The organism is Pseudoalteromonas sp. GutCa3, assembly GCF_002836155.1.
GTDB classification, from domain to species: domain Bacteria; phylum Pseudomonadota; class Gammaproteobacteria; order Enterobacterales; family Alteromonadaceae; genus Pseudoalteromonas; species Pseudoalteromonas arctica.
In genome coordinates this window covers 1-5045 of the sequence record NZ_PJBK01000048.1, presented here as the reverse complement: position 1 = coordinate 5045, position 5045 = coordinate 1, and the positions used below count along the sequence as shown (strand labels likewise).

General features: G+C 38.3%; 7 protein-coding genes. 3 read left to right on the top strand and 4 right to left on the bottom strand.

Annotation, left to right across the window (positions count from 1 at the left end):
• From CXF64_RS09105 to CXF64_RS09090, 4 genes are all read right to left on the bottom strand, one after another.
• Positions 1-1099 (bottom strand): hypothetical protein (locus CXF64_RS09105; protein ID WP_198551133.1); only part of this gene is annotated, 1099 nt, incomplete at its 3' end.
• Between the two features lie 225 nt (positions 1100-1324).
• Positions 1325-1948 carry a hypothetical protein gene (locus tag CXF64_RS09100; protein WP_101216855.1) on the bottom strand — a complete coding sequence of 208 codons (624 nt, stop codon included), beginning with the start codon at positions 1946-1948 and terminating at the stop codon, positions 1325-1327.
• Positions 1935-2543, bottom strand: coding sequence for a sigma-70 family RNA polymerase sigma factor (locus CXF64_RS09095; protein ID WP_101216854.1), 609 nt, complete (start codon positions 2541-2543; stop codon positions 1935-1937). The genes CXF64_RS09100 and CXF64_RS09095 overlap by 14 nt, the downstream gene beginning before the upstream one ends.
• A 13-nt stretch (positions 2544-2556) precedes the next feature.
• Positions 2557-3186 (bottom strand): energy transducer TonB, encoded by a 630-nt coding sequence (locus CXF64_RS09090; protein WP_101216853.1) that lies wholly within the window; start codon positions 3184-3186, stop codon positions 2557-2559.
• Between the two features lie 155 nt (positions 3187-3341).
• Between CXF64_RS09090 and CXF64_RS09085 the strand changes: the two genes are divergently transcribed.
• The 3 genes from CXF64_RS09085 to CXF64_RS09075 all read left to right on the top strand — a co-directional run bounded on the left by CXF64_RS09085 (position 3342) and on the right by CXF64_RS09075 (position 4941).
• Positions 3342-3848 carry a DUF3087 domain-containing protein gene (locus CXF64_RS09085; RefSeq protein ID WP_010555494.1) on the top strand — a complete coding sequence of 169 codons (507 nt, stop codon included), beginning with the start codon at positions 3342-3344 and terminating at the stop codon, positions 3846-3848.
• A 34-nt stretch (positions 3849-3882) separates the two neighbouring features.
• Positions 3883-4332, top strand: a complete 450-nt coding sequence (locus CXF64_RS09080) for a low molecular weight protein-tyrosine-phosphatase (protein ID WP_010555493.1) — start codon at positions 3883-3885, stop codon at positions 4330-4332.
• Between the two features lie 99 nt (positions 4333-4431).
• Positions 4432-4941 carry a hypothetical protein gene (locus tag CXF64_RS09075; RefSeq protein ID WP_007583799.1) on the top strand — a complete coding sequence of 170 codons (510 nt, stop codon included), beginning with the start codon at positions 4432-4434 and terminating at the stop codon, positions 4939-4941.
• Positions 4942-5045: the final 104 nt, after the last annotated feature.

Below are 5045 nucleotides of genomic sequence, written 5' to 3'. Positions count from 1 at the left end.
CATTCAGCCATAGGACAGCTTTTTCGGCTGACAACCCCTTTTTAGCTTTGAGCTCCTCCTTGTACTTTTTCATTTCTAAAGCGAAGTATTTATTGGCTTCAATTTGATTCCCGATCTTGTCGAATGAATGCTTTAAGATTCTGAAGGTTTCTCTGTTTGTATTTTTATAATTTATTTCTGCATTTAAAAAGTTTGGTGATTCCTTTAAATTGGTATTTTCAAAATCTAACCCATTATAAAATTTAGCTTTTCTAAAATTAGTGAAATTAAGAAACGTAACATATTCAAATCCGATCTTTTTCAAGCTTATATTAGTACTACAGCCAAACTCACATTTTTCAAAGCCCGAAAAGTCATCAAAAATACTTTGTTTTATCTCGAACTGGTTAAATTTCGTTTTGTAAGCATCGAATAATGACTTGAAGTTAACATTAGATATCAGAGCATATCTAATAACACACTCTTTAATATCAACTTTTCCTTCGAATACCATATTCTGAATTATTAATGTGTCTACCTCACTTTTATTAAGAGATAGCCCTTCCTCAAACTCACAATTTTCTATTTTTAATTCAGATATTTTTTGAATATATTTATCAGTATTATTGAAAATACTTTTTTTGTAAGTGCCTCTAAATAGTGATAGGTGCTTGTTAAATGTACAGTCATTAAATATGTGGTTTTCTAATTGAAGAGTACTTCTTGAGTCTTCCATTAGTGAGCTTGTAACTTCTCTTTGAAAGGTACAGTTTTGAAAAAGTGTTTGATAACTAATATCTTCAATGATTGAAAATGGATAAATGTACCATGTGTTTTTAAATATACAGTCTTGGAAAAAAAGCTGAATGTCAGGTAAGTTTAAACTGTCAAAACTTATCGTCGAATTATCAAAATGTAGTCCTTTGACCATTTTGAAGAGCTCAAAATAATCAAATGCGTCTCTTGGATCTCTATCTGGAAACTGAATATTTTTTAGATGGATTATCTTGTACTTTAGAGCTTCGACACTTCCTTGTGCTGGCACTTCGGATTCACCAAAAGCCTCATTCAGAATATACCTTTTTAAATCTTCGTAGAAATCTGATAGCTTTTCGCTCATTCGATCAGTTGAATAATCACCCTTATTACAATGAAGAGAGCATTTATTATTATATTTAGCAATTAGTGTGCAATCATCGTGAATACAAATCTTAGACAATGTTATTTCCTTATATTTTGACTTTTTATACATAGTAAACGTAATATCAGGGGGGTGACATGGCAAGTTAGTTTAAACACTTATAGCACAACTATTAACCTATAAATTATCATTTATCTGATAAATCTAAGCTCCACACTGCCTAAGCCCAGCGCCCGCATGTTTAAGCGCTATAATCTGCCCTTTGCCGTTATGCGCCATAGCGAGCATATCACCCGTATTTATATTACTTTCTACCGCGTGTTTACCCTTTAAATCACTCAACAGTGAATGCTTAATTTGCACTAGCACTTCATCATTACAGCTGGCTATGTACCAGTCGTTATCTACCTTCACTAGAGTGCCGTATTCTATGTGGCGCTGTTGGTGGCGGCGTAAATCGTTAGCTAATTGATTATCAAGCGCGTGTTTTTGTTCTGTAATAGAGCTTGCGTAGCTACCAGCTTGGTTTATTTCGTGTGTTTTAATAATTGAATAGTCGTGAATGTCTATAGTGTTAAATACGCTGTTAAGCACGGTTTTAGGCGCTTGGTTAATGCCATCGTTATTATCAAACACAATAAAAGCAAACACACCCAGTGCGCAGGCTAGGCTGGTTAGCTGTAGCGTAAAGCCGATCTTTTTAGGCTTTGTGTGCGTGGCTTTATTAAGTAGCGCTTTTTGTTGAGCGCTTGTAAGTGTAGTGCGCGCTTTTCGCTCTTTGTAGTGTTGTGTGAGCTTTTGATCAAGCGGCTCATCAGGCTTGTTCATTGTTTGCTCCTAATAAACGTTTAAGGTTTTGCTTGGCATAGCGCAGCCTTGTTTTAATGGTCTCAAGGCTGCTTTGCGTTATAAGCTCTATGTCGGTGAGCGAAAAGCCTTCTTGTTGTAATGTTATGGCTTCGCGCTGTACAAAGCTAAGTTGTTTTAGGGCGGCGTCGAACGCGTCATAGCTTATGTTTGAGCTGCCTATATGCGAGTCTCCACTAGTTAAGTCACTGCTATTTAAGTCGCTTTCGCTTTTATCATTTTGTGCTGCTAAATGCGTGTTTTCGTCAAGCTCTACAAAGTGTTGTTGCCTGCGGTATTCGTCAATGAGTGTGTTGCGGGCAAGTTTAAACAACCACGCTTTGGGTGTGGTTTGGGCTTGGTAAAGGTGGCGTTTTTCGATTACTTTTAGCCATGTTTGTTGGCTTACGTCGTATGCTAAATGCGTATTAGATTGCGTAACAAGGTAGTGGTATAAGTCGTTACTGTAGAGGGCAATAAGCTGCTCTAAGTAACGATTGTCGCCACTTTTTGCGTAACTTGCCATGCAGTCCTTGCTTGGCGTTTCAAATAACCATGACTTAATACTTAGTAGCATAGGCTCATCGCTTTTATTGTTGTAATTTAAAATCGAGCTGTACGGTTTGACCTGTTTGTAATTGTGCCACACCTTCAATTACTTTGGGGCGATATTTCCAGCGTTTAATGGCTCTTATTGCTTCGCGGTCAAAGGTACGTTTTGGCTCGGCGTTAATAACTACTGGGTCGATTACTTCACCGGTGGGCGAAATACTAAAGCTTAGTTGCACCCAACCTTCAATACCATCGCGTGCTGCTGTGGTTGGGTATTTAGGGTTTATACGCACTATGGGTGTTGCATCCCCTGTTGGGCGATTAATGGTGTTGTTAATGTCGCCACCAAAATCGTCAATTGTAATCGGCGTAAAGTCGTTAATTGCCAACACAGGATCGGCTGATGTATCAAGCGGTGGAGCTTTTTGCGGCACTTTAGGCATCGGCGGTGGCGGCTGTATTTTTTGTATATGCCTTAGCTTTGAATCCTCAGGCGCCTGAAAAATTTCTACTATAATATCGTCCCCTGGTTTAACCGGTGCCCGTTGTTCGCCACTTATTAAATATTGCATAAACGCAAAAGCTGCAAAGGTCATTGCGGCGCCGCCAATAACGGCAGTCGATGTTTTAATAAATACTGGGTTGTTAGGTACTTCAAGTGTGTGCATAAGCCGCTCCAAATTTTATTGACCACTACAATTAGGGTGTTTTCAAAGCTATAACGGGTGGCAAATCAAAAAGGGGTGAAATAATTTTATAATAAATGTGGGGTTTAGTTACAATAGCCATTCGCAAATATTAAAACTTAACTTTTTAGGCTGTTATGCAACTCATTGAAATAAATAAAGCGCGTTACCGTAAACATTTAAACCGTGTTATTGCAGGATGTGGTATTGGTTTGGCTGTAGGCAGCTTGGCTATATCGCAAACGCTGATTGCTTTATTTCCTGATGAAAGTGGTAGCCACTTTCATTGGAACTTAATAGGTGTTGCTATTACTAGCGTTGGGCTTGCGTGGTTACTTCATAAATATCGTACACATACGTTTATGACAGAAGTTGTTTATGTGTGGGAGCTTAAAAAAGCACTTAATAAAATAACCCGTAAAATGGCTAAGTTAAAAGCCGCTGGCCGTGAAGGTAATGCCGATGCGTTATTAGCGATTCATTATAGCTACGCGGGCTCTCGGTTATTGTGGCAGTTAGACGATAACCTAATCACTATGGACGATTTAGCCATTAAACAAGCTGAGCTTGAATCTGTTGCAGCGCAACATAACGTAACGCTTAACGTTGAAGATTACGAAGAAAGTATTTTAAAACAGTTTTAAAGCTTAGGTTTTTAAATTAGTTAGAGGAGCCTTAATGAAAAAAGTACTCATAGTGTGTTTAGGTAATATTTGCCGCTCGCCAACTGCAGAGGCGGTATTAAAAGCCCGTGCTAAAAAGCTAGGTGTTAACGTTAAAGTAGATTCGGCAGGGACTATTGGTTACCACGAAGGTAAAACGCCTGATAGTCGCTCAATGGCAGCAGGCGAAAAACGTGGTTATAGTTTTAAAGGTATTTATTCACGTAAAGTACGCACAAGCGATTTTACTGAATTTGATTTAATTTTAGCGGCCGATACACAAAATTTAGCTGATTTAACAGCGCAATGCCCTGAGCATTTACGCTATAAGCTGGCGCTATTTTTAGAATATGGCGAGCAAGCCCAAAGCGCTATTCCCGATCCTTATTACGGCGGCGATGATGGCTTTGAAAATGTGCTCGATTTAATAGAAGCGGCTAGCGATAAAATACTCGCTAAAATTTAATCCCTATTTTATTACTAAAGCTAAATTTAACGAGCTTTTTGTCGTATTGCACAGTGTCCCTAAAGTAAGTACATTTTATGCTTACTCAAAGGAAACTTTATGAAAATAAAAATATTACTACTCACTTTATCTATCGCTTCTTGTTCTACTTTTGCTAACGATGTTAGTTTTTCGATTGGGGGTGGCTATCCTTATTTAGTTATTCCTGAAGTGTCTTTGTCGGCTAACGACGACACACAACGCTGGTATGCAAATTATAAACTAGGCCTTGATGATGGTTTTTCAGCCGGTTTTGAACAAGCAGTTAGCGATAATAAAAAACATGCTTTTGGCGCGCTTGTGGGCGCTATTGGTGCAAGAGATACAGACCAAGAGTGTGAAAGTTCAACTAATGATGTAGCAACTGACTTTGCTAATACGCTAGGTTGTGTAATTGGCGGTATTTTTGATGAAGAAACAACAAACGGAATAGGGCTTACGTACAGCTATAACTTTAATGGACTGAACAGCGCTGGTTTTAGATTAGAGCTAGATGTGGGCTATGGTAAAGCAAGCGACAGCAACGAAAAAAGAGCCGATGGCGGTATTAGCGTAAGTTACGAATTTTAACTACATAGAATTTGTATTAGTTGGTATTAAAAAAGGCGCATAAAGCTGTCTCTTATACACAAATCCCTGCTAAGAAATTAGCGGGGATTTTTTTGAACTAAATT

Coding starts and splice junctions, on each gene's coding strand:
- CXF64_RS09100 (WP_101216855.1), bottom strand. CDS start 1,948: ATGAACAAGCCTGATGAGCCGCTTGATCAAAAGCTCACACAACACTAC.
- CXF64_RS09095 (WP_101216854.1), bottom strand. CDS start 2,543: ATGCTACTAAGTATTAAGTCATGGTTATTTGAAACGCCAAGCAAGGAC.
- CXF64_RS09090 (WP_101216853.1), bottom strand. CDS start 3,186: ATGCACACACTTGAAGTACCTAACAACCCAGTATTTATTAAAACATCG.
- CXF64_RS09085 (WP_010555494.1), top strand. CDS start 3,342: ATGCAACTCATTGAAATAAATAAAGCGCGTTACCGTAAACATTTAAAC.
- CXF64_RS09080 (WP_010555493.1), top strand. CDS start 3,883: ATGAAAAAAGTACTCATAGTGTGTTTAGGTAATATTTGCCGCTCGCCA.
- CXF64_RS09075 (WP_007583799.1), top strand. CDS start 4,432: ATGAAAATAAAAATATTACTACTCACTTTATCTATCGCTTCTTGTTCT.